24 protein-coding genes are annotated in these 21,190 nt (G+C 69.1%); 6 read left to right on the top strand and 18 right to left on the bottom strand.

What is annotated here, in order from left to right; translation table 11 throughout:
* Positions 1-277 precede the first annotated feature (277 nt).
* The 3 genes from GV790_RS06945 to GV790_RS06935 all read left to right on the top strand — a co-directional run bounded on the left by GV790_RS06945 (position 278) and on the right by GV790_RS06935 (position 2,474).
* Entirely contained in the window at positions 278-997 is a 720-nt protein-coding gene (locus tag GV790_RS06945; protein ID WP_163811680.1) for a hypothetical protein, read from the top strand.
* A gap of 435 nt (positions 998-1,432) precedes the next feature.
* Complete coding sequence (locus GV790_RS06940; RefSeq protein WP_163811678.1) at positions 1,433-1,951, top strand: M23 family metallopeptidase; 519 nt, start codon at positions 1,433-1,435, stop codon at positions 1,949-1,951.
* 7 nt (positions 1,952-1,958) lie between these two features.
* A complete protein-coding gene (locus GV790_RS06935) occupies positions 1,959-2,474 on the top strand; it encodes a DUF1990 family protein (RefSeq protein ID WP_163811677.1) in 516 nt (171 codons plus the stop codon).
* Positions 2,475-2,511: 37 nt separating this feature from the next.
* Here the strand turns inward: GV790_RS06935 and GV790_RS06930 are convergent, their stop codons facing one another.
* The 3 genes from GV790_RS06930 to GV790_RS06920 are packed head-to-tail and all read right to left on the bottom strand — an operon-like array spanning position 2,512 to position 4,116.
* The gene (locus GV790_RS06930; protein ID WP_163811675.1) at positions 2,512-2,820 is read right to left on the bottom strand and encodes a DUF202 domain-containing protein; all 309 of its coding nucleotides are present in this window, start codon (positions 2,818-2,820) and stop codon (positions 2,512-2,514) included.
* Positions 2,817-3,182, bottom strand: coding sequence for a YidH family protein (locus tag GV790_RS06925; RefSeq protein WP_163811673.1), 366 nt, complete (start codon positions 3,180-3,182; stop codon positions 2,817-2,819). The genes GV790_RS06930 and GV790_RS06925 overlap by 4 nt, the downstream gene beginning before the upstream one ends.
* A 10-nt stretch (positions 3,183-3,192) precedes the next feature.
* Positions 3,193-4,116 carry a tyrosine recombinase XerC gene (locus tag GV790_RS06920; RefSeq protein ID WP_175585815.1) on the bottom strand — a complete coding sequence of 308 codons (924 nt, stop codon included), beginning with the start codon at positions 4,114-4,116 and terminating at the stop codon, positions 3,193-3,195.
* A gap of 190 nt (positions 4,117-4,306) precedes the next feature.
* On the opposite strand from GV790_RS06920, the gene GV790_RS06915 reads away from it, so the two are divergent.
* Positions 4,307-4,573 (top strand): hypothetical protein, encoded by a 267-nt coding sequence (locus tag GV790_RS06915; protein WP_163811671.1) that lies wholly within the window; start codon positions 4,307-4,309, stop codon positions 4,571-4,573.
* A gap of 115 nt (positions 4,574-4,688) precedes the next feature.
* Here GV790_RS06915 and dprA read toward each other — a convergent pair whose 3' ends face one another.
* From dprA to GV790_RS06860, 11 genes are all read right to left on the bottom strand, one after another.
* Complete coding sequence (gene dprA / locus GV790_RS06910; RefSeq protein ID WP_163811983.1) at positions 4,689-5,816, bottom strand: DNA-processing protein DprA; 1,128 nt, start codon at positions 5,814-5,816, stop codon at positions 4,689-4,691.
* 98 nt (positions 5,817-5,914) lie between these two features.
* On the bottom strand, positions 5,915-7,423 hold the full coding sequence (locus GV790_RS06905) for a YifB family Mg chelatase-like AAA ATPase (protein WP_163811669.1): 1,509 nt from the start codon (positions 7,421-7,423) through the stop codon (positions 5,915-5,917).
* The gene (locus tag GV790_RS06900) at positions 7,423-7,779 is read right to left on the bottom strand and encodes a YraN family protein (protein ID WP_163811667.1); all 357 of its coding nucleotides are present in this window, start codon (positions 7,777-7,779) and stop codon (positions 7,423-7,425) included. Before GV790_RS06900 ends, GV790_RS06905 begins: the two co-directional genes overlap by 1 nt.
* 99 nt (positions 7,780-7,878) lie before the next feature.
* Entirely contained in the window at positions 7,879-8,184 is a 306-nt protein-coding gene (locus tag GV790_RS06895) for a DUF2469 domain-containing protein (RefSeq protein WP_011210678.1), read from the bottom strand.
* 43 nt (positions 8,185-8,227) lie between these two features.
* Entirely contained in the window at positions 8,228-9,025 is a 798-nt protein-coding gene (locus tag GV790_RS06890; protein ID WP_163811981.1) for a ribonuclease HII, read from the bottom strand.
* A gap of 76 nt (positions 9,026-9,101) precedes the next feature.
* Positions 9,102-9,899 (bottom strand): signal peptidase I, encoded by a 798-nt coding sequence (gene lepB / locus GV790_RS06885; RefSeq protein WP_280212463.1) that lies wholly within the window; start codon positions 9,897-9,899, stop codon positions 9,102-9,104.
* A gap of 114 nt (positions 9,900-10,013) precedes the next feature.
* Entirely contained in the window at positions 10,014-10,355 is a 342-nt protein-coding gene (gene rplS / locus GV790_RS06880; RefSeq protein WP_163811665.1) for a 50S ribosomal protein L19, read from the bottom strand.
* Between the two features lie 186 nt (positions 10,356-10,541).
* The gene (locus GV790_RS06875; RefSeq protein WP_163811663.1) at positions 10,542-11,411 is read right to left on the bottom strand and encodes a hypothetical protein; all 870 of its coding nucleotides are present in this window, start codon (positions 11,409-11,411) and stop codon (positions 10,542-10,544) included.
* Positions 11,412-11,438: 27 nt separating this feature from the next.
* Positions 11,439-13,835 (bottom strand): Tex family protein, encoded by a 2,397-nt coding sequence (locus tag GV790_RS06870; RefSeq protein ID WP_163811977.1) that lies wholly within the window; start codon positions 13,833-13,835, stop codon positions 11,439-11,441.
* A gap of 143 nt (positions 13,836-13,978) precedes the next feature.
* Positions 13,979-14,350, bottom strand: a complete 372-nt coding sequence (locus GV790_RS06865; RefSeq protein WP_036538351.1) for a VOC family protein — start codon at positions 14,348-14,350, stop codon at positions 13,979-13,981.
* Between the two features lie 79 nt (positions 14,351-14,429).
* The gene (locus GV790_RS06860; protein ID WP_163811659.1) at positions 14,430-15,287 is read right to left on the bottom strand and encodes a helix-turn-helix transcriptional regulator; all 858 of its coding nucleotides are present in this window, start codon (positions 15,285-15,287) and stop codon (positions 14,430-14,432) included.
* Between the two features lie 97 nt (positions 15,288-15,384).
* Here GV790_RS06860 and GV790_RS06855 point away from each other — a divergent pair, with 97 nt between their 5' ends.
* Both GV790_RS06855 and GV790_RS06850 read left to right on the top strand, forming a co-directional pair.
* Positions 15,385-17,007 (top strand): AMP-binding protein, encoded by a 1,623-nt coding sequence (locus GV790_RS06855; RefSeq protein ID WP_163811657.1) that lies wholly within the window; start codon positions 15,385-15,387, stop codon positions 17,005-17,007.
* Positions 17,007-18,632: an AMP-binding protein gene (locus GV790_RS06850; protein ID WP_163811655.1), complete on the top strand. Its 1,626-nt coding sequence runs from the start codon at positions 17,007-17,009 to the stop codon at positions 18,630-18,632. Before GV790_RS06855 ends, GV790_RS06850 begins: the two co-directional genes overlap by 1 nt.
* Before the next feature lie 423 nt (positions 18,633-19,055).
* Here the strand turns inward: GV790_RS06850 and trmD are convergent, their stop codons facing one another.
* The 4 genes from trmD to rpsP form a co-directional block, all read right to left on the bottom strand.
* The gene (gene trmD, locus GV790_RS06845; protein WP_163811653.1) at positions 19,056-19,778 is read right to left on the bottom strand and encodes a tRNA (guanosine(37)-N1)-methyltransferase TrmD; all 723 of its coding nucleotides are present in this window, start codon (positions 19,776-19,778) and stop codon (positions 19,056-19,058) included.
* A gap of 13 nt (positions 19,779-19,791) precedes the next feature.
* The gene (gene rimM / locus GV790_RS06840) at positions 19,792-20,316 is read right to left on the bottom strand and encodes a ribosome maturation factor RimM (RefSeq protein ID WP_163811651.1); all 525 of its coding nucleotides are present in this window, start codon (positions 20,314-20,316) and stop codon (positions 19,792-19,794) included.
* Complete coding sequence (locus tag GV790_RS06835) at positions 20,316-20,558, bottom strand: RNA-binding protein (protein ID WP_014352088.1); 243 nt, start codon at positions 20,556-20,558, stop codon at positions 20,316-20,318. The genes rimM and GV790_RS06835 overlap by 1 nt, the downstream gene beginning before the upstream one ends.
* Before the next feature lie 82 nt (positions 20,559-20,640).
* Positions 20,641-21,078, bottom strand: coding sequence for a 30S ribosomal protein S16 (rpsP, locus tag GV790_RS06830; RefSeq protein ID WP_036538364.1), 438 nt, complete (start codon positions 21,076-21,078; stop codon positions 20,641-20,643).
* Between the last annotated feature and the right edge of the window lie 112 nt (positions 21,079-21,190).

Below are 21,190 nucleotides of genomic sequence, written 5' to 3'. Positions count from 1 at the left end.
ATCGGGACCAGCCGACGATTCCCCGTCCATTGCTGCGCTGGCGCGACCGGGCACACTTCTGGTGAAGTGGCACCGGATCGATCAGCGCCATACGAACGAGCACGGTGGCGCGCGAAGTCGGTCCATGGGAAACACAGACCGCGCGATCAGTCTACGGCGTCGATCACCACCATTGAAATCGCCCTGGTGGAAGAGTGTTTATCCACATCAACCGGGGTTGTCCACAAGGGGCGGCTCTGGGCTGTCCGGCGCGCCCTGCGCACGCCACTGTTGAGCCATGACACCGCCCTGTGATTCCTCGCCCACCCGATCGCTGCGGGCCTCCGAGCCGCGCCCCGCGGCGGCCCTGCCAGCCGGCGGCACTGCCCGACCGCCCCGGGACGCCACCCCGCCTATCAGCGGCACCGCCCTGCCCACCGGCCACGCTCCCGCGCCACCCCACGACGCCACCCTGCCAACCAGCGGCGCCACCCTGCCAACCGGCCGCGCCACCCTGCCGCCCCGTGATTGCTCGCCCCTCCGATCGATGCGCGACTCCCGGCCGCGTGCCGCGGCCGCTTTGCCAACCAGCGGCAACGCCCGACCGCCCCGCGACGCCACTCTGCCGACCGGCGGTACCACTCTGCCCGCCGACCGCGCTGCCCTGCCGCCCCGCAACGGCACCCTGCCAGCCGGCGACTCCGCCCAGGCCGCCGACAACGCTGCCGTGGTCGCGGGCCGCGCAGGGCCCGGCAGCAGTGTGACCGCGACCGGCTCGCGCGGCGCCAGTGGCATCCGAACGGTGCGCCGGCTGCTGTCGGGCCTGCTGCCGTTGGGGCTGTTGGTCGGGCTGTTCGTCGCGACAGCTCCCGACGGCGAGGTGGCCGCCGCGCCACGGCAGCGCCAACCCGAAGCGTGTGCGGTGCTCAGCAGCGGATCGGCCTGTGCGCTCGGGCCGTTGCTGCGCGGTTTGGCCCGCAACGCACCGCTGCCGCGCACGCCGTCCGGGTCGCGATGAGCGCAGATGACGCACAGGCAGGTGGACCGGAAACCACACGCGTCGGTGATGAATCGGCCGCCGCCTTCGCGGGTACCAGCCGTGCGGACCCCGGTTCCTGGCACACGGCCGAACCCCCCGGTTCCGGCCGCGCGGCTGAGAGCCCCGATTACGACCACGCACCATGGCGCGCAGCCGATCGCCCGGCCGAGCATCCAGGTTCCAGCCGCGCGGCGACGCAGCACCCTCTATCCAGCCGCGCGACCCAGCGCCGCGGATCCGACCACGTGGCCGAGCACCTCCGATCCAGCCGGGCAGCCGAGCACTCCCGATCCAGCCGGGCGCCCCACCCCGGTGCCGGCCCCGTGGCCGAGCACCTTGGTTCCGGCCGCGCACCGGGGCACGCAGTCGGTCGAGCGAGGACGGACCCCGACGGTCGTCGGGAGGCTGGCTGCCTTGGTGCTGGTCGGGATATTGCTCGGTGCGGGTGGGCACGTTGCCGGGGCGGCGCCGGCCACCCGATTCGATTGGCCGTTGCGGCCGCGGCCGGCGGTGGAACGGCGATTCGAGAAGCCGCCGCAGAACTGGTTGCCCGGGCATCGCGGAGTAGATCTGGCGGGGTCGCCTGGGCAGGCGGTGCTCGCGGCGGGGGACGGGATCGTCGTCTTCGCGGGATCGGTGGCGGGGAAACCGGTGGTGTCGATCGATCATGCGGGCGGGCTGCGCACCACCTACGAACCGGTGACGGCCGAGGTGCCGGTCGGCCGCCGGGTGGGGCTGGGCAGTCGGATCGGGGTGCTGCAGGCCGGGCATGAAGGCTGCTCGGCCGCGGCTTGTCTGCACTGGGGGTTGCGTCGCGAGTCGAGCGGCCGGGGAGGGCGCGAATACCTGGATCCGCTCGGACTGTTGCACCTGGGTCCACTGCGGTTGAAGCCGGTGCGTGACGCTTCCTCCCCGACGGTCGACCGGCCATGATCGAGGCATGCAGAACCCGGAGGATCCGCCGTTCACCTACGCCGAGGTCGGTGCCACGCACGGCACGCTTCCAGCCGGCTATCACCAGTTCTCGCTCCGCAGGCCCATCGGCCACGGCAGGGAGCTGTTCGAACGCGCAGGCGAGGCGATCAACGCCTATCGCATGCAGCGCGGAACCGGCATCTTCCACGCCGCGAGCACCCCGACCGCCGAACCGGGGACCCTGCTCACGGTGCGCCTGGGGATCGGCCCGCTGGCCATCACCGCCCCCTGCCGCGTGGTCTACGTGCTGGACGAGCCCGACCGCCGCGGCTTCGCCTACGGCACCCTCCCCGGCCACCCCGAGTCCGGGGAAGAACTGTTCGCCGTCGAATACGATCCCTCGGACGACAGCGTCTACGGCGTCGTCACGGCCTTCTCTCGCGGCGCCACCTGGTACACCCGCCTCGGTGGCCCCGTGGCCCGCCTCGCCCAACGCGTCATCGCCGGTAAGTACATCGACGCACTGCCGCGCTCCGGGTAGCTGGGCCACAGCAGCGGGCGCGAGCCCTCGGCACTCGTCAGCGGATCGGGTGCGTCACGCCGATCAGCACCGTGACCAGCGCTGTGACAGCGGTCGAGAGCATCGCCAGCCGGACCGCGAGGGTGCCGTGCCGGTTGCGGCCGTGGCGCAGATCGTGGCTGCGCAGGGCACCCACCACGGCCAGCACGGCCATGGTGAGTGCGCCGGCGAGCGGGGCGATCGAGGTGGCGCGCCAGCCGTCGGCGATGGCGGCGTTCAGCAACAGCATCGTCACCGCCGTGGCGCCCAGTGCGCTGCGGCGCCACGCCAATGCGGTTCGCTCCGCGGCCAGGCCGGGTGGTGTCATCGCAGTAGCACCGCGACACTGGCGAGCAGCGCGATGGCGGTGATGCCGGCGGACAAAATCGGCACCAGAACCGTGCCGGGCAGTGGGCCACCCCTGCGCATCGCCTCACCGACGCGCCGCCAATGGCCGTAGGCGCCGACCGCGAGCACGAGTGCCAGAGCAAGGCAGCACAGCACAATCGCACGCCGGAATCCCGCCACATGGAACGGCTGCACCAGGGTGTGCACGGCGACGCCGCCCGCGAGCAGGCCGAGCGAGGTGCGCATCCAGGCCAGGAAGGTTCGTTCGTTGGCGAGGGTGAATCGGTAGTCGATCTGCTCCTCGTCATCGTCGGATTCGGCATCCGGGTTCGGCAGGGTCATGGCGGCCCTCTCACGCGCGGGGATGTGCCTGGTCGTGCACCTTTTTCAACCGTTCGACGGAGACATGGGTGTAGAGCTGAGTGGTGGCCATGCTGGCGTGGCCGAGTAGTTCCTGGACCACGCGCAGATCCGCGCCGCCTTCGAGCAGGTGGGTGGCGGCGGTGTGCCGCAGGCCGTGCGGCGCCATGTCCGGTGCGCCGGGAATGGCCGAAATCACCTCGTGTACTGCGGTTCTGGCCTGGCGGGGGTCGAGGCGGCGGCCGCGCCGGCCCAGTAAGAGGGCGCGGCCGGATTCGGCGGTGGCGAGATCGGGGCGGCCGAAACGCAGCCAGTTGCCGATCGCATCGTCGGCCGGGGCGCCGAAGGGGGCCGAGCGTTCTTTGTTGCCCTTGCCCAGGACTCGCACGAGCCGGCGTTCCCGATCCACATCATCGATATCGAGCCCGCAGAGCTCACTGACCCGTATTCCGGTGGAATACAGCAACTCGACGATGAGCCGGTCCCGCAGGGCCATCGGATCACGCTGTACCGCACCCGATTCCGCTGCGTCCATCACTGCGGCGGCCTGCTGTTTGCCCAGTACGGCCGGAAGGACGCGATGTGCCTTTGGGGAACCGAGCCGCAATCCGGGGTCGACACCCAACCGTCCGGTCCTGGTGAGCCAGGCCGTGAAGGTGCGAGCCGATGACGAGCGGCGAGCCATCGTGGTCCTGGCGGCACCCGCGGCGGACTGTGCTGCCAGCCACGAGCGCAACAACGCCAGATCCAGTTCCCGCACCGACGAATCCGACGAGCGCGCCACCAGATGCGTCAGCAAGGACCGCGCGTCGGCGACATAGGCGCGCACGGTGTGTGGCGAACGATTGCTCCCCAGCCGGAGATTGCGCCCGTATTCGGCCAGCAATTCCTCCAGGTCCTCGGGCAGCGCGTCCATCGCTCCACCGTCACCCGCGACACCGGTGTTGGCAAGTCGGCGCGCCGCCGCCCCGCTCACAACCCGTTTTGCCTGTTCGAGGTATCGGCCTACCACGCTTCGGGTGTCCGGACTGCGAAGATTGCCCGGTTCGATCAGTCGATTCACCGATGCTCACAGAAAGGGACACCCCGTGCGTCATATCGCAACTGTGTGTGCTGTCGCAGGAACACTGATCCTCACCGCCGCCGGAACCGCCTCCGGTGCCGAGGGAGTCCTCGTCATCAACGGCACCGAGCATGAAAATCCCACCGGCTGCGTCGAGGTACACGAGCAGCCCGCCCGGTTCCACATGATCAACGACACCGACTCCCTGGCGGTCGTCTATGTCGATGCCGGCTGCAACGGCGAGATCACCGCTGAGGTGGATCCCGCCACGGACGCCGGCGTCTACGGCTCCTCGGTCCGGATGGAATGAGGCCGGCTCGCCGGTGTCGTACCGGCGAGCACATGGTGGCGGTGTTCCCGGTCGTCCCGGGCCCGGAACACCGCCACATCCGGCGCGCCGGGTGTATCCGGCCGAGCACCTGAGCTCACCTGATTCCCGGCGGCTGCTCGAAGCCGACCCGGTACCACCCCTCTCCCCCGACTCCGACCAACCCGGACAGCTCCAGCTCGGCCAGCACCGCCCGTACCGTGGCCACCGGCAGCGCGGTGCTGGTGGCCAGCTCGTGCGGTACGCGTGAACCGGCGGCCGGTAGCGCGGCGTACACCAGTTGCTGGTCGCCGGCTAGTTCGTCACCGGCATCGACGGCGGCCGTGATCGGTAACGACAGGCGCAGGGGCCCTGCCTCATCGATGACGTCTTCGGGCCCCGTGACCAGCACGGCCTCGCCCTCGCGGATCATCCGGTGACAGCCCACCGAGGACGCCGAGGTGATCGGCCCGGGAACCGCCAGCGCTGGACGCCCCAGGCGCCGAGCCCATTTGACGGTATTGCGGGCGCCGCTGCGCAGCCCGGCTTCGACCACCAGCACACCGTCGGCCAGCGACGCCACCAGCCGGTTACGCGCCAGGAACTGGTGCTTGCGTGCGACGGTGCCGGGCGGATATTCGCTGATCACCAACCCGGTTTCGGCGATCTGAGTGATGAGGCGTGAATGCTGAACCGGGTACGCGCGGTCGATCCCGCAGGCCAATACCGCGATGGTGGATCCGCCGGCCGCCAGCGCGGCCCGATGGGCCATCGCGTCGATGCCGAACGCCGCACCGGACACGATCGTCCACCCTCGGCAGGCGAGCTCGCCTGCGATCTCCGCGGTGGCGCGATCACCGTAGCCGGTACTGCATCGGGCTCCGACCACCGCGAGCGCCTGTTCGCTGGCGCCGAGAAGCGAAAGCGGGCCGCGCACCCACAGCGCCAGCGGCACCGCACCATCGACGTCCCTTCCCGGTTCGAGCTGTTGTAGCCCCAGCAGCCGCCACGCGGGCCATTCCGGATCCTCTGGAGTGACCACGCGACCGCCGAGCGCCCGGATGCGTTCGAGATCTTCGGCGGCCCGATCGACCCCACGTCGAGCCGCTGTCGCCGCACGCAGCACCTGCGGTAACCGGCATTCCCGCACCGCCCGCGCCGCTTCCACCACACCCACCGAATCGATCAGCGCCGTCAACGGCGCGCACGGTCCCTGGACCACCCGCGACAGGTAGATCCATGCCAGCAGCCGTTGCTCGGACTCATCGCGGCCGTCCTGCCCGAGCACGGCAGCCCGGGCTGCCACCGCGATCTCGTCGCCGGGCCGGCCGGAGCGTGCCACGGTCACTGCGCACCACGCTGCCGGAAGTTCAGGGCCTGCATGACGTCTTGCGCATTCGGTACGTCGCCACCACGTAGATCGCAGATCGTCCACGCCACCCGGATGGCCCGGTCTGCGCCACGCGCGGACAGTCGCCCCAACCGCAACCCCGCCTCCACCGGTGCCGTGACCTCGGACGGTAGCCGAAACCGTTGCCGCAGTACATGTCCGGGCACCTCGGCGTTGGTGAGCCACCCGAATTCCCGCCAGCGGTGCGCGGCGGCCCGGCGCGCGACCGTCACCCGTTCGCGGACCGTCGCGCTGCTCTCGGATTCCTCCGCGCCGAAGGTGCCACCGGCCATCCCGTACATCTGCACCCAGATATCGATTCGATCCATCAACGGCCCGGACAGTTTGCCCAGGTAGCGACGCCGGGCCAGGGGCGCGCAGATGCAGTCGACGTCACGCGCCGGCGCACACGGACACGGGTTCGCCGCCAGCATCAGCTGAAACCGGGCCGGATACCGTGCGACACCGTCGCGGCGGGCGATGCGCACCTCGCCCTCCTCCAGCGGAGTCCGCATCGCTTCGAGCACCTTCGTGCCGATCTCGGCGCATTCGTCGAGGAACAGCACCCCGCGATGGGCTCGGCTCACCGCACCGGGCCTGGCCGAACCCGATCCGCCGCCGACCATCGCCGTCGCGGAGGTGGAGTGGTGCGGAGCGACGAACGGCGGCATGGTGATCAGCGGATGGTCGCCGGACAGTGTGCCAGCGACGGAGTGGATCGCGGTCACCTCGAGGGCTTCGGCCTCCGATAGCGGCGGCAGCAATCCGGGCAGCCGCTGCGCGAGCATCGTTTTGCCGATGCCCGGCGGCCCGGTCAACAGGATGTGATGCCCGCCCGCAGCGGCCACCTCCAACGCCCAGCGTGCCTCGTGCTGGCCGACGACCTCGCTGAGATCGCCGATGGCCCGCGGCTGCTCGGGCAGATCGCGGTCGGGCTCGGTCAGGACGGCTTCGCCACGCAGCCAGGCCAGTGCGCATCGCAGCGTCGCAGCTCCGAGCACCTCGATGCCGTCGACCAGACCGGCTTCCGGCAGGGCGGCCTCCGGCACCACCACCGTCGCCCATCCCGCTTTCCTGGCGGCGAGCACCGCGGGCAGGATGCCGCGCACCCGCCGGATGCGCCCGTCCAGGGCCAGTTCGCCCAGCAGCACGGTGTGGTCGAGCTTCTTGGACGGGATGGCATCGGAGGCGTCCATGACGGCCGCGGCCAAGGCCAGGTCGTACACCGAGCCGACCTTCGGCAGCGTCGCGGGCGACAGCGCGAGGATCACCCGCCCGTCGGGCCATTTCTCACCGGAGTTGGCGACCGCCGCTCGCACCCTGTCGCGCGATTCCTGCAGCGAGGTGTCGGGCAATCCGACCAGGTGTACCGACGGCAACCCCTGACCGATGTCGGCCTCGATCTCCACCAGCTGGCCGTCCACGCCGCTCACCGCGACCGAACAGGCCCGCCCGAGCGCCATCAGAACACCGCTTTCAGGTGGTCGATCACCGGTGCGCGCTCATGGGAGACCAGGACCGAGACCACGTCGAAGCGGATGCGTTGCCAGGGACCGTCCTGTTCGGACAGCCACAGCAGCGCCAGCCTGCGGATGCGTTGCCGTTTGGTGAAGGTCACCGCCTCGGCGGGTGTGCCGAAGCCGAGCCCGGCTCTGGTTTTCACCTCGATGAACGCCGTGATGTCGCCTTCGCGGGCGATCACGTCCAGTTCGCCGTAGCGGCAACGCCAGTTCCGGCAGATGATGTCCATGCCCGCGGCTTCCAGGAATCGTGCCGCCAGGTCTTCCCCGTGTGCGCCGAGCGCCAAGTTGTGTGCCACCCGGTCAGCATGCGGTGCCGGCCGTCCCGCGCCGGACCGCTCACCTGGGGAAACAGAAACCCTGGGGATAACCCGGGCTTGTGGATAACTACGGCAGCGCTACTCCGGCAACCGCAGATCCGGCTTCTCCAGCTCCTCGATATTGACGTCCTTGAAGGTGATCACCCGGACGTGCTTGACGAAGCGGGCGGGCCGGTACATGTCCCAGACCCAGGCATCGCTCATCCTGACCTCGAAATACACCTCGCCATCGGCGTTCTGCGGTCGCAATTCCACGGAATTGGCCAGGTAGAAGCGACGCTCCGTCTCCACCACGTACGAGAACTGCCCGACGATGTCCTTGTACTCGCGGTACAGGGACAGCTCCATCTCGGTTTCGTACTTCTCGAGGTCCTCGGCGCTCATCGGGTGGGACGTCCTCCTTCTCGCGGCACTGCGTGTCCTGACATCATCGCGTATGTAACGCTTCGGTAGCCAGTCGGTCGGACGTGACCTGATCCACGATGACCGAACCGGAGGACACCACCACCTCGTGCCGCACCGGCCTCCCGCCCGCCCCCGCGGGCTCGTGCTCGCGCACATTGCGCCATGATCGCCGGTGTTCGGCACACGGCCCGAGCTGCCGCAACGCGGCATTGTGCTCGGGCGTGTTGTAGCCCTTGTGGGCGGCGAAACCGTAGCCAGGCAGCCGCTGATCCAGCTCGACCATCATCCGGTCGCGCGTGACCTTGGCGAGCACGCTGGCAGCTGCGATGCAGGCCGCGGTGGCGTCACCACCCACCACCGGCAGCGACGGCACCGGGATGCCGGGCACCCGGAATCCGTCGGTGAGCACATAGCCGGGGGTGCGGCCGAGTCCGGCGACCGCGCGGCGCATGCCCTCGAGGTTGGCGACGTGGATGCCGATCGCGTCGATCTCCCAGGCCGGGATGACCACCACATGCCAGGCCAGCGCCAGCCGGGTGATCACCGGGTACAGCTCCTCGCGGGCCGCCTCGGTGAGTTTCTTCGAATCATCGAGACCGGCCAGCGCGTCATGGGCCTTGGGGGACAACATGCACGCCGCGACCACCAGCGGCCCGGCGCTCGGACCGCGTCCGGCCTCGTCGACGCCGGCGACCGGCCCGAGACCGCTGCGGTTCAGGGCCGCCTCGAGGGTGCGCAGCCCACCGGCCTTACGCATGACCACCCGCGGCGGCCAGCTCACACGCTCCACACTCGGCAGGCGACGCTCGGATCGGGCCATCGGCGTCACCGCCGCCCAGTCGTGCAGGTCGAACCGGTCCACACAGCCCACAGACCGATTATCGCGCGAACAGCCATCAGTTGGTTTGCGGATCCTGTGCCCGGACCGGGCCGATACGCCCGGGCGGCCAGATCTTGAACACTGCCTTGCCGCGGACGTTGTCCACCGGCACGGTGCCCTGGAGTTCGTCGCCGACGTGCGCGCGTGAATCGGCGGATTCGTTGCGGTTGTCGCCCATCACCCACAGGTGCCCCTCGGGCACGGTGACCGGGCCGAACACCCGCCCCACCGGGTAGGAGGCGTTCTTCTCGCCCTGGACCCACGGGAAATCGTCCTCGACGTAGGGCTCGTCGAGCGGTTTACCGTCGACCATCACCCGGCCTTGCGGATCGCAGCATTCGACCGTCTGGCCGCCGACCGCGATCACCCGCTTGACCAGGTCGTTCTCATCGGGCGGGACGAGGCCGAAGAAGGAGAAGAAGTTCTGCACGCCGCGCATCACCGGATTGTCCGAGCGGATGGAGCGGTAGTGGGTGTTCCAGGAGTCGGGGCCGACGAACACGACGACGTCGCCGGGCTCGGGCTCGCCCCAGTAGTAGCTGAGTTTCTGCACGTAGATGCGGTCACCGGTACAGCCGGTGCAGCCGTGCAGGGTGGGTTCCATCGACTGCGACGGGATGACGTACGGGCGTCCGACGAACGTCACCATCAGTGCGGCGATAACAGCGGCGATGACCAGCAGGATCGGCAGTTCCTGCCAGAAGGGCCGCTGTTTCTTGTCCTTGCGTCCGCGTCGGTCACGCCGTGCGCGACGCCCCTGCGGTTGCCCGTCGTCTGCACCGGGCACGGTCACCGGCCCACTCTCGTCTGCCACGCCGAACAGATTAGCCCGGCACCGCGAGAATGCGTGCGGTGCCGGGCTATCCGGGTATTTCTGTGCGCTACCACCGCTCCGGGCGGGACCGGGATAGCGGCGCGGAGCAGCAGCTCAGCGCTTTTCCTTGATCTTGGCGGCCTTGCCACGCAGGTCGCGCAGGTAGTACAGCTTGGCGCGGCGGACATCACCACGGGTCACCACGTCGATGTGGTCGATGTTGGGGCTGTGCACCGGGAAGGTGCGCTCCACGCCGACACCGAACGACACCTTGCGGACGGTGAAGGTCTCGCGGATACCGCCACCCTGGCGCCGGATGACGACGCCCTTGAAGACCTGGATGCGCTCCTTCGAGCCTTCGATGACCTTCACGTGCACATTGAGGGTGTCACCGGGCCGGAACTCGGGGACATCGGTGCGCAGCGACTTCTCGTCGACGAAGTCAAGGGTGTTCATGTTCATCCTTCTGGAGTTCGCGCGAACAGAGGAACCTGGCGGCACGTGCTCTACCGGTTCATGCTCCGAATAAGGGGTGCGCCGGGGCAGATATCGCCCAGGGCAACCTGTGCATTGTGCCAGATGAGCGCGGCGGGCCGGAAATCGGCCGTGCTCCCCGGCTGCACCACACCCTACCCGCCCCGTTCAGCGCGGCGTGTCGTGCTCATGTGACCACAGCGCGTGATGACGATGCGGCGCCGGTGGTGCGGGAACGACGGTGCGCTGCAGTTCCGCCTCGGCGGCCGAGCGCACATGTTCGACGTCGGGTTTGCCCGCCACCAGATCCTGAACGAAGATCTTGGCCCGGATCACCGGACGCCGGTAACGCCGTTCCCGCACGATGGCCCGGTACATGAGCCTGCGCCGGTCGCCGTAGCGCCACCGTGCCCAGGGCGCGCCCGGCCGGCTCAACCGCAGCGCACCCACGACCAGCAACGGCAGGAAGAACATGCCGAACAGCCCGGTCCAGATCTTGCCCTTGGCGATCACGATGGCGGCCAGGATCAGGTTGACCACCGCGAACACCACCACCAGCGCCCGCGCCGCGACGCTGGGGTCGTGGCGGAAATCGTTGATGTCGAGCAGCCACAGCGGGTGGAAACCGAGCAGCAGCAGTCCGGTGACGGCCAGCGCGACGAACACCGCGTCGACCGAGGTGCGGCCCTGCTCTTCCCAGTACACATCGCGCAAGTAGTAGATCAACGCGAATTCGTCGAGCACCAGCGCCGCGCCCACCCCGAAGAGGGCCGCCAGCAACGCGCCGGTCGCGCTGCTGCCGTCGTCGAAGGTGCTGATCATCCCGATACCCGAGGTCAGCACCAGGATGACGCCGAACACCATGTGATGGATGTGGGTGTCGCCCGCCCGCAGATTGCCCGGCCACCAGCGCACCTGGGCCCGGATCAGCCGCACGCTGACCCGGATCACCAGGAAGCCGAGGATGAAACCGAGCAGGAAGCACAGCAGCGGGAGCCTGCCCTGTGCGATCACATCGTCGTCGAGCCATCGCCGCATGCCTGCCCCCGCTCCCGTCTTAGGCCGCTACTTTCCGAAACCGGCCCGGCGCAGCGCGTCGGCCATGGCGCCGTTGGCCGGTGCGGCCTCGCGGCGCTGCCCCTGACGCCCCTGGCCCTGCCCCTGCCCTTGACGCCCCTTGCCTTGACCTCGGTTGTGCCCCTGACGGTTCTGGCCTTGGCCGCGGTTACCGCCCTGGCCACGCCCCTGCGCGGACTGCCCATCGGCGCCACCGCGACCACGTTCGCCCGGACCGCGACCGCATTCGGGCTTACCCGCACCGGGCTCGTCATCCAGCCGCAGCGAGAGCCCGATGCGCTGACGGGCGACATCGACCTCGAGCACCTTCACCTTGACCACGTCCCCCGATTTCACGACCTCGCGCGGATCTTTCACGAAATTGTGCGACATGGCCGAAACGTGCACCAGACCATCTTGATGCACGCCGACGTCGACGAACGCGCCGAAGGCCGCGACATTGGTGACCACGCCCTCGAGCACCATGCCCGGCTCCAGATCGGCGACCTTCTCCACGCCCGCGGCGAATTCGGCGGTCTTGAACTCCGGGCGCGGGTCGCGGCCGGGCTTCTCCAGCTCGCTGATGATGTCGGTGACGGTGGGAACACCGAAGCGCTCATCGGTGAACTCGGCCGGGCGCAGCGCGCGCAGCGTGCTGGTGTTGCCGATGATCTCGGTGATGGGGCGGCCGGTGCTGGTGAGGATCCGCCGCACCACCGGATAGGCCTCCGGGTGTACGGCGGAGTTGTCGAGCGGGTCGTCGCCGTCGCGGATGCGCAGGAAGCCCGCGCACTGCTCGAACGCCTTCGGCCCCAGGCGCGCCACGTCCAGCAGCGCGCTGCGGCTGCGGAAGGGGCCGTGCTGATCGCGGTGCGCCACAATGCTCTCGGCCAGTGATCCGGCGATGCCGGAGACCCGTGACAGCAGCGGCACCGAGGCGGTGTTCACGTCGACGCCGACGGCGTTCACGGCGTCTTCGACGACGGCGCCGAGCGAGCGGGCCAGCAACGTCTCGGAGACGTCGTGCTGGTACTGGCCGACGCCGATCGACTTCGGGTCGATCTTCACCAGTTCGGCCAGCGGATCCTGCAGCCTGCGCGCGATCGACACCGCACCGCGCAGCGACACATCCAGGTCCGGCAGCTCCTGGGAGGCGTAGGCCGAGGCCGAGTACACCGAGGCGCCCGCCTCCGAGACCACGATCTTGGTCGGCTTGTTCTCCGGGATACGGGAGATGAGTTCGGCGGCGAGGGCGTCGGTTTCTCTGGAGGCGGTGCCGTTGCCGATGGCGATCAGTTCCACTCCGAACCGCGCGACCAGCGCGGCGAGCACCGCCAGCGACTTCTCGGTCTGGCCTTGCGGTTTGTGCGGGTAGATGACCTCGGTGGCGACCACCTTGCCGGTGCCGTCGACCACGGCCACCTTCACACCGGTGCGGTAGCCGGGGTCGAGGCCCATCGTGGTGCGGGTGCCCGCGGGCGCGGCGAGCAGCAGATCGCGCAGGTTGGCGGCGAAGACCTCGACGGCGTCCTTCTCGGCCGACTGCCGCAGCCGCATCCTGGTGTCGATGCCGAGGCTGACCTGGAGCTTGGTGCGCCAGGCCCAGCGCACGGTGTCCAGCAGCCAGCTGTCGGCGGGGCGGCCCTGATCGGCGATGCCGAAGCGCACCGCGATGCGGCCCTCGTAGATGGTGCGCTCGCCCGGCTGCGGCTCCTCGGTGTCGGGTTCGAGGTGCAGGGTGAGCACCTCTTCCTTCTCACCGCGCAGCAGCGCGAGGATGCGGTGTGAGGGCAGCTTGCCGAACGGCTCGCTGAACTCGAAGTAGTCGGCGAATTTGGCGCCAGCTTCCTCTTTGCCGGCTCGTACGGTGGAGCGGATCTGGCCGCGCTGCCACATGAGTTCGCGCAGCTCACCGACCAGATCGGCATCTTCGGCGAAGCGTTCGACCAGGATGGCGCGCGCACCGTCGAGCTGTTCGGCGGTGTACTGGGCCGGGTCTGTGGTCGGGTCGCCGATCAGCGCGTCGGCGACGGGTTCGTGACCGGCTTCGCGGGCGATCTGGGCCTTGGTGCGCCGCTTGGGCTTGTAGGGCAGGTAGATGTCCTCGAGGCGGGCCTTGGTTTCGGCCAGCATGATCTGGCGGTGCAGTTCGTCGTCGAGTTTGCCCTGCGCGCGAATCGATTCCACGATCGCGGCCCGGCGCTCGTCGAGTTCGCGCAGGTAGTGCAGCCGCTCCTCGAGCGTGCGCAGCTGGGCGTCGTCCAGCCCGCCGGTGACTTCCTTGCGGTAGCGGGCGATGAACGGGACGGTCGAGCCGGCGTCGAGCAGTTCGACGGCGGCACGGACCTGATTCTCGCGCACCGCCAGCTCGTCGGCGATCCGACGGCTGACGGTAGCGGACACCACCGGGCCTGCCCCGGTGGCTGTGGTCTGGTCGGTGCGGGTCGTCGTCTCGGGACTCGAGGTCTCAGGCGCTGTCGTCACGACCCGCACACTACCGTCGCCGGGCGACAGGTGACCGGCGCCGGGGCCGTCGTACCGCACTCGGCCTATTCGGGCGGCGTCACCGTGGTGATGCAGAACGGGTGGCCCGAGGGATCGAGCAGCACCCGCCACCGGTCGCCCGGCTGCATGGGCGCCACGCTGGCACCCAATTCCACAGCGCGATCGACACATTCGTCGAGATCGCGCTCATCGTCGGCGGCCAGGTCCAGGTGCACGATCGAGGAGCCGGGCCAGGCCGGGCGCTGATGGTCGGGGACGCGGTGCGCGATGAGCGCGAGCCCTGACGAGATCCGCACCCCCACACTGCTTTCCTTGCGCCACAGCGTCTTTCCGCCGAGCAGATCCAGGTAGAACTGGGCAAGGGTTTCGGGGTCGGCACTGTCGAGGGACAGTCCGACTACTCGCAACGGCGGCACGGCGGTGAGTATAGAGGCGAGGCGGGCAGTGTCCCGCATGTGGGCCGCGCGGTGCGGAGAACGCGAATTCCGCGGCGGCTCAGGGGATCAGACCGAGGCGGCGGGCGGTCACGACGGCCTCGTGCCTGGAGTGGGCGTCGAGCTTGTTCATGGCGCTGCGCAGATAGCTCTTGACGGTCTCCGGGCCGACGGAAATGCGCTGGGCCACCTCCTGGTTGGAGCAGCCGAGCGCGACCTGGATCAGCACGTCGAGTTCGCGGCGCGACAGTTTCGGCGCGTCCGGAGCGGGCCCGCCGGACAGCGCCCTTGTCAACCGGGCGCCCACGGCATGCAGCCGGTCGCGCAGTTTCTGGTCGGCGGTCGAATGCGCGATATCACGCAGTTCGGCGTGGATATCGCGCAACTCTTCGACGACGACGCCGGTGCCGGCCTGCGCTGGGGCCGAGGCGGCCGCCAGCAGTCGCAGCCGCCGGTCCACCTCATCGCGGATGGTGATCTCGGTGGCGAGCCTGCGTCCGGCCTGCAACAGCACGTCCGCGGTGCGGTCGCCGAGAGCGCCGTTGCCGCGGGTGGCCGCGTACAGCACCGCGCGCGGGTTGTCGTCGACCACCACGGGGACGGCGACGACCGAACGGATGCCTTCGCTCATCACCGGCCCGTCGTAGTGATGGGTGATGGTCGGCGCGTTGCGGTAGTCGGCGACCAGTCCCGGCCGCCCCGAGTCCATCACCTGCCCGCCGAGCCCGGAGGTCCGCAGCACCGACAGCCCGCGCAGGCCGTTGGTGCGAACACCGAAGAATTCGCTCAGCAGCAGCGTGTCGGCGTGCACCTCGCCGCCGAACAGCACCGGAACCCCGGTCACGCTCGCGACCCGCCGGATCTCGGCGCGCAGTGCGTCGCCGTCGCGCGGGCGCAGCAGCGGTGACGGGTCGGTCATGGTGGTCACCCCTTTTCGGGGGTAGTGCGGGATCAGGTGTGACCTACATCCTATGGCAACAGCCCGGTGAGCTGGATCACGACCGAGGAGATGCGAGATGGGTATCGACCCGAACGCGCGGGTGCGCGAGCTGCTGGAGTGTTACGACCGCGCCGATGCGAGCGCGGCCTGGCTGCTGTGCGACCGGCACCCGGCCGACGCCGTCGCCTTCACGATCATCGACAGCGACCTGTCGTCGACGGACCTGACCTACGGCCAGTTGCGCGCGAAGTCCGAGCGGTTCGCGGCGGCGCTGGCGCGGCTCGGGGTCGAGCCGGGTGACCGGGTCGCCACGTTGATGGCCAAGTCCGAAGACCTGGTGGTGGCGCTGCTGGGGATCTGGCGGCGCGGAGCGGTGCATGTGCCGTTGTTCACCGCGTTCGCGCCGCCGGCGATCGCGTTCCGGTTGTCGGCCAGTGGCGCCTCGATCGTGATCGTCGATCCGGATCAGGCGGGCAAACTCGCCCCCGGCGACGACATCCCGGTCGATCCGCCGTGGCGCACCATCGTCACCGGCGACGAGCCGGCCGCTGCCGGGCTGCGCATGCGCGATCTGATGGCCGACGACGCGGACGTCGAGCCCGCGGTCGCGGTCGGCGGCGACGGCCTGCTGGTCCAGCTGTTCACCAGCGGTACCACGGGCACGCCGAAGGGGGTGCCGATTCCGGTGCGCGCGCTCGCGTCCTTCCACGCCTATCAGGAGTTCGCGCTCGACGTCCGCCCGGACGACGTGTTCTGGAATGCCGCGGACCCGGGCTGGGCCTACGGCCTCTACTACGCGATCCTCGGCCCGCTGGCCAGTGGCACCCGCAGCCTGCTGCTGCACGCGGGCTTCTCCCCCGCGCTGACCTGGCAGGTGATGGAGAAATTCGGGGTCACCAACTTCGCGGCCGCGCCGACGGTCTACCGGGCCCTGCGCGCCGACAGCGCCGAGGCGCCGAAGGTGCGGTTGCGCCGGGCCTCCTCGGCTGGTGAGCCGCTCACCCCCGAGGTGGTGGCCTGGTCCGCCGACACCCTCGGCGTGGCCGTGCGCGATCACTACGGTCAGACCGAGCACGGCATGGTGATCTGCAATGCCTGGCACGACGAGCTGAACACCGAGGCCCCCGCGGGCTCGATGGGCCGTTCGCTGCCGGGCTGGGCCTGCGCGGTGCTCGCCGACGATGCCGATACCGAGGCGCCGACCGGGCAGCTCGGCCGCATCGCCATCGATACCGAACGCAGCCCTCTCCTGTGGTTCCTCGGCTACCTCGACGCGCCCGAACGCACCGCGCAGCGCTACACCCCGGACGGCCGCTGGTATCTCACCGGTGACGCCGGTTCCCAGGACGCCGACGGGTTCTTCCATTTCTCCGCCCGCGACGACGACGTCATCATCATGGCCGGCTACCGGATCGGCCCTTTCGAGGTGGAAAGCGTGCTGGTGCTGCACGAGGACGTCGCCGAAGCAGCCGTCGTCGGCATGCCCGACGAACTGCGCGGTGAGGTGCTCGAGGCGTTCGTCGTGGTGCGCGAGGGCGTCGAGGGCAGCGCTGAACTGGAGGCCGAACTCCAGACGCTGGTGAAGAAGAAGTTCGCCGCGCATGCCTACCCACGCCGGGTGCATTTCGTCCCGAGCCTGCCCAAGACGCCCAGCGGGAAGGTGCAGCGGTTCCTGCTGCGTCAGCAGGAGGTGCGGTGATGACGACTCCGCTGCCCAGTTACACCTCGGGGATCTCCGAGACACCACTGCTCGGCGACACCATCGGCGCGAACCTCGACCGCACCGCGGCCGCGTTCGGCGACCGGGAAGCCTTGGTCGACTGCCCCTCCGGGCGCCGCTGGACCTACCGTGAGTTGCGTTCGGCGGTCGACTCGCTGGCCACCGGGCTGGCCGCGCGTGGCATCGCCGCCGGCGACCGGGTGGGCATCTGGGCGCCGAACTGCCCGGAGTGGTTTCTCATCCAGTACGCGACCGCGAAGATCGGCGCCATTCTGGTGAACATCAATCCCGCCTACCGCACCAGCGAGTTGCAGTACGTGCTCGAGCAGGCCGGCGTACGGATGCTGGTGTCGGCGCCGGAGTTCAAGACCTCGAACTACATGGCGATGATCGAGCAGGTTCGCCCGAAATGCCCTGGCCTGGAACAGGTGCTGATACTGGGCACGCCCGAATGGGACACGCTCATGCGCACCACCGCGGACCAGGACCTGCTGGCGGCGCGGGCGGCGCAGCTGTCCATGGACGACCCGATCAATATCCAGTACACCTCCGGCACAACCGGTTTCCCCAAGGGCGCGACCCTCAGCCATCACAACATCCTCAACAACGGCTATTTCGTCGGGGAGTTGTGCGGCTACACCGAGCAGGACCGGATCTGCGTTCCGGTGCCGTTCTATCACTGCTTCGGCATGGTGATGGGCAATCTGGCGGCCACCAGTCACGGTGCGGCGATCGTGATTCCGGCGCCCTCGTTCGCACCCGGTGCCACCCTCGCGGCGGTCGCCGCCGAACGCTGCACCTCGCTCTACGGTGTGCCGACCATGTTCATCGACATGCTGGCGCAGCTCGACGAGCAGGACACCGATCTGTCCACGTTGCGCACCGGCATCATGGCGGGCTCACCCTGCCCGGTCGAGGTGATGAAACGCGTCATCGATCGGATGGGCATGCGCGAGGTGTGTATCTGCTACGGGATGACCGAGACCTCACCGGTGTCCACCCAGACCCGCCGTGACGACAGCCTCGACCGCCGCACCGCGACCGTCGGCAGGGTCGGCCCGCACCTCGAGATCAAGATCGTCGATCCGGCGACCGGCCACACCGTCCCGCGCGGTGCACCCGGCGAGCTGTGCACCCGCGGCTATTCGGTCATGCTCGGGTACTGGAACGATCCCGAGCGCACCGCCGAAGCCATCGACGCCGCCCGTTGGATGCACACCGGCGATATCGGGGTGATGGACGAGGACGGGTATGTCGCCGTCACCGGCCGGATCAAGGACATGGTCATCCGCGGTGGGGAGAACATCTATCCCCGCGAAATCGAGGAGTTCCTCTACACCCACCCCGATATCCTCGACGCCCAGGTGATCGGTGTCCCCGACCCGAAATACGGTGAGGAACTGATGGCGTGGGTCCGGCTGCGCGAGGGCGCGGCCCCGCTCGACGCCGACGCGCTCAGGGTGTTCTGCGCGGGCAAACTCGCCCATTTCAAGGTGCCGCGTTATGTGCACGTCGTGGACGAGTTCCCGATGACCGTCACCGGGAAGGTGCGTAAAGCCGAAATGCGGGAAATGGCGCGGTCGCTGCTCGGCCTCCCCGGCTGAGATCTGCCGCCGTCAGGGCTGCTCCAGTGTCGTGAACGGGATCGTCACCTCGACCGGTTCATCGAGGAGCAGTACCCGCCGGTGGACCGCATGGGCGCGGTAACGGCGGCCCGACCAGTCGAGCCGGTATTCCTCGACCGCCTCGATCCGCTCTTCCTTCTGGTCGAGCCGGACGATCAGGTAACGGGGAATCCCGGCTGCGGCGTACTGAATTCGTCAGACGCAGCTCCTGCTGCGTGTCCGGACCGCTCATACGTCACATCATTGCAGCAGCGGTCGCAAGGAACCACCGACCGAGACGCGCACGGCTCGTCGACACACTTCACCGCACCGTGCGGGCGTGCACGTACCTCGCGTCACGTGCGGTCGGGGCATAATGAGCAGCTCGACCGCGCCGAGCCGAATGAGCCAGGATCGGCGGGGCTACTCCGAACCCGGCTCGTCGGTGTCGGGCAGCAGATCCGGGCGACGCTCGCGGGTCCGGATCAGTGACTGCTCACGCCGCCACGCGGCCACCTTCGCGTGGTCACCCGACAGCAGCACCGGCGGCACATCCAGGCCGCGCCAACTCACCGGACGGGTGTAGCTCGGCCCTTCCAGCAGCCCGAGACCCTCGGATTCCGGCGTGACCGAAAACGAATCCTCTTGGTGGGATTGCTGATTGCCGAGCACACCCGGAATCAGCCGCACCACGGCCTCGGTCATCACCAGGACCGCGGCCTCGCCGCCGATCAGCACGTAATCGCCGATGCTGACTTCCTCGACGCGGACCCGGCGCGCGGCGTCGTCGAAGACGCGCTGGTCGATGCCTTCGTAGCGGCCGCAGGCGAAGACCAGGTGCTTCTCGTCCGCCCAGCGGTGGGCGGTGGCCTGGGTGAAGGGGACGCCCGCCGGGGTGGGGACGACGAGCAGGGCGTCGTCGGGGCAGACCTCGTCGAGGGCATCGCCCCACACGGTGGGCTTCATGACCATGCCGGGGCCGCCGCCGTAGGGCGAATCATCGACGGATTTGTGCACGTCATGGGTCCAGCGACGCAGGTCGTGCACGTCGACGGAGATCAGGCCCTTATCGATGGCCTTGCCGAGCAGCGCTGTGCGCAGCGGCTCCAGATACTCCGGAAAGATGGTGACCACGTCGATCTTCATGGCCTCGGCCGCCTCATTCGGGATCCAGCAGGCCCTCGGGCGGATCGATCACGACCAGTCCGTCGGCCACCGAGACGGTGGGCACTATGGCCATCACGAACGGGATCAGGATCTCGCGACCGTCATCGGCGGCCCGCACCGACAGCAATTCCCCTGCCGCCGAATGCAATACCTCGGTGACGGTGCCGACCGCGGTGCCGTCGGCGAGCTCGACGCGCAGCCCTTCGAGCTCGTGGTCGTAGTACTCATCGGGGTCCTCGGAGGGCCCGAGATCCGCGCTGTCGACGAAGAACAACGTGCCGCGCAGGGCGTCGGCGGCGGTGCGGTCGTCGACGCCGCTCAGCTGCACGAGGAGTCGGCCCGAGTGTTCCCGGGCCGACTCGACCGTGAATTCACGAACTTCTTTCGATCGCGCCAACCGGCCGCGCAGCGTCGAACCGGGCGCGAATCGCGCCTCGGGTTCGTCGGTGCGGACCTCCACGACCAACTCACCGCGCACGCCGTGCGACTTGGCGACACGACCTACGACGAGTTCCATCAGGCGTCGGTGTCCACCACGTCGACCCGGATGCCCCGGCCGCCGATACCGGCGACGAGGGTGCGCAGGGCGGTCGCGGTACGTCCACCGCGGCCGATCACCTTGCCCAGGTCATCGGGGTGGACGTGCACCTCGACCGTGCGTCCGCGGCGGCCGGTGATCAGCTCGACACGCACGTCATCGGGGTTGGCGACGATGCCGCGAACAAGATGTTCGACGGCATCGGCGACGACAGCACTCACGACTCCACCTCGCTAGCGCTCGGCTCCGTCGTGAGCGCAGGGCGCGCTGTGACTTCGGTTCGCTCGCTGCGCTCGCTCACGATTACTCGGCAGCCTCGGCCGACTCGGCGCCCTCAGCGGCCTCGTCCTTCTTGGCGGCCTTCTTCTTGGGGGTGACGGCCTCGGCGACGGGCTCGTTGTCGGCGGCGGCGAGCGCGGCGTTGAACAGGTCCAGCTTGGACGGCTTGGCTTCCTTGACCTTCAGGGTGCCCTCGGCGCCCGGCAGACCCTTGAACTTCTGCCAGTCACCGGTGATCTCCAGCAGTCGCTGCACCGGCTCGGTCGGCTGCGCGCCGACGCCCAGCCAGTACTGCACGCGCTCGGAGTCGATCTCGATCAGCGAGGGCTCTTCCTTGGGGTGGTACTTGCCGATGGACTCGATGGCCCGGCCGTCACGACGGGTGCGGGCGTCCGCGACGACGACGCGGTACTGCGGGTTGCGGATCTTGCCCATGCGGGTGAGCTTGATGCGAACAGCCATGTGCTGATCTACCTTTCGGGGTTGGTCACGGCGCAATTCGGCGACTCACATGGTCTGCGAGCCCGGTTTTGCGGTTGAAGTGTGTGACCGCCGCGCGGTGCGTAACCGGAGA

It is taken from the genome of Nocardia cyriacigeorgica (genome assembly GCF_010858045.1).
Classification (GTDB): domain Bacteria; phylum Actinomycetota; class Actinomycetes; order Mycobacteriales; family Mycobacteriaceae; genus Nocardia; species Nocardia cyriacigeorgica_E.
The sequence above is the reverse complement of the archived record's forward strand: the minus strand, read 5'-3'. Positions and strand labels throughout refer to the sequence as shown.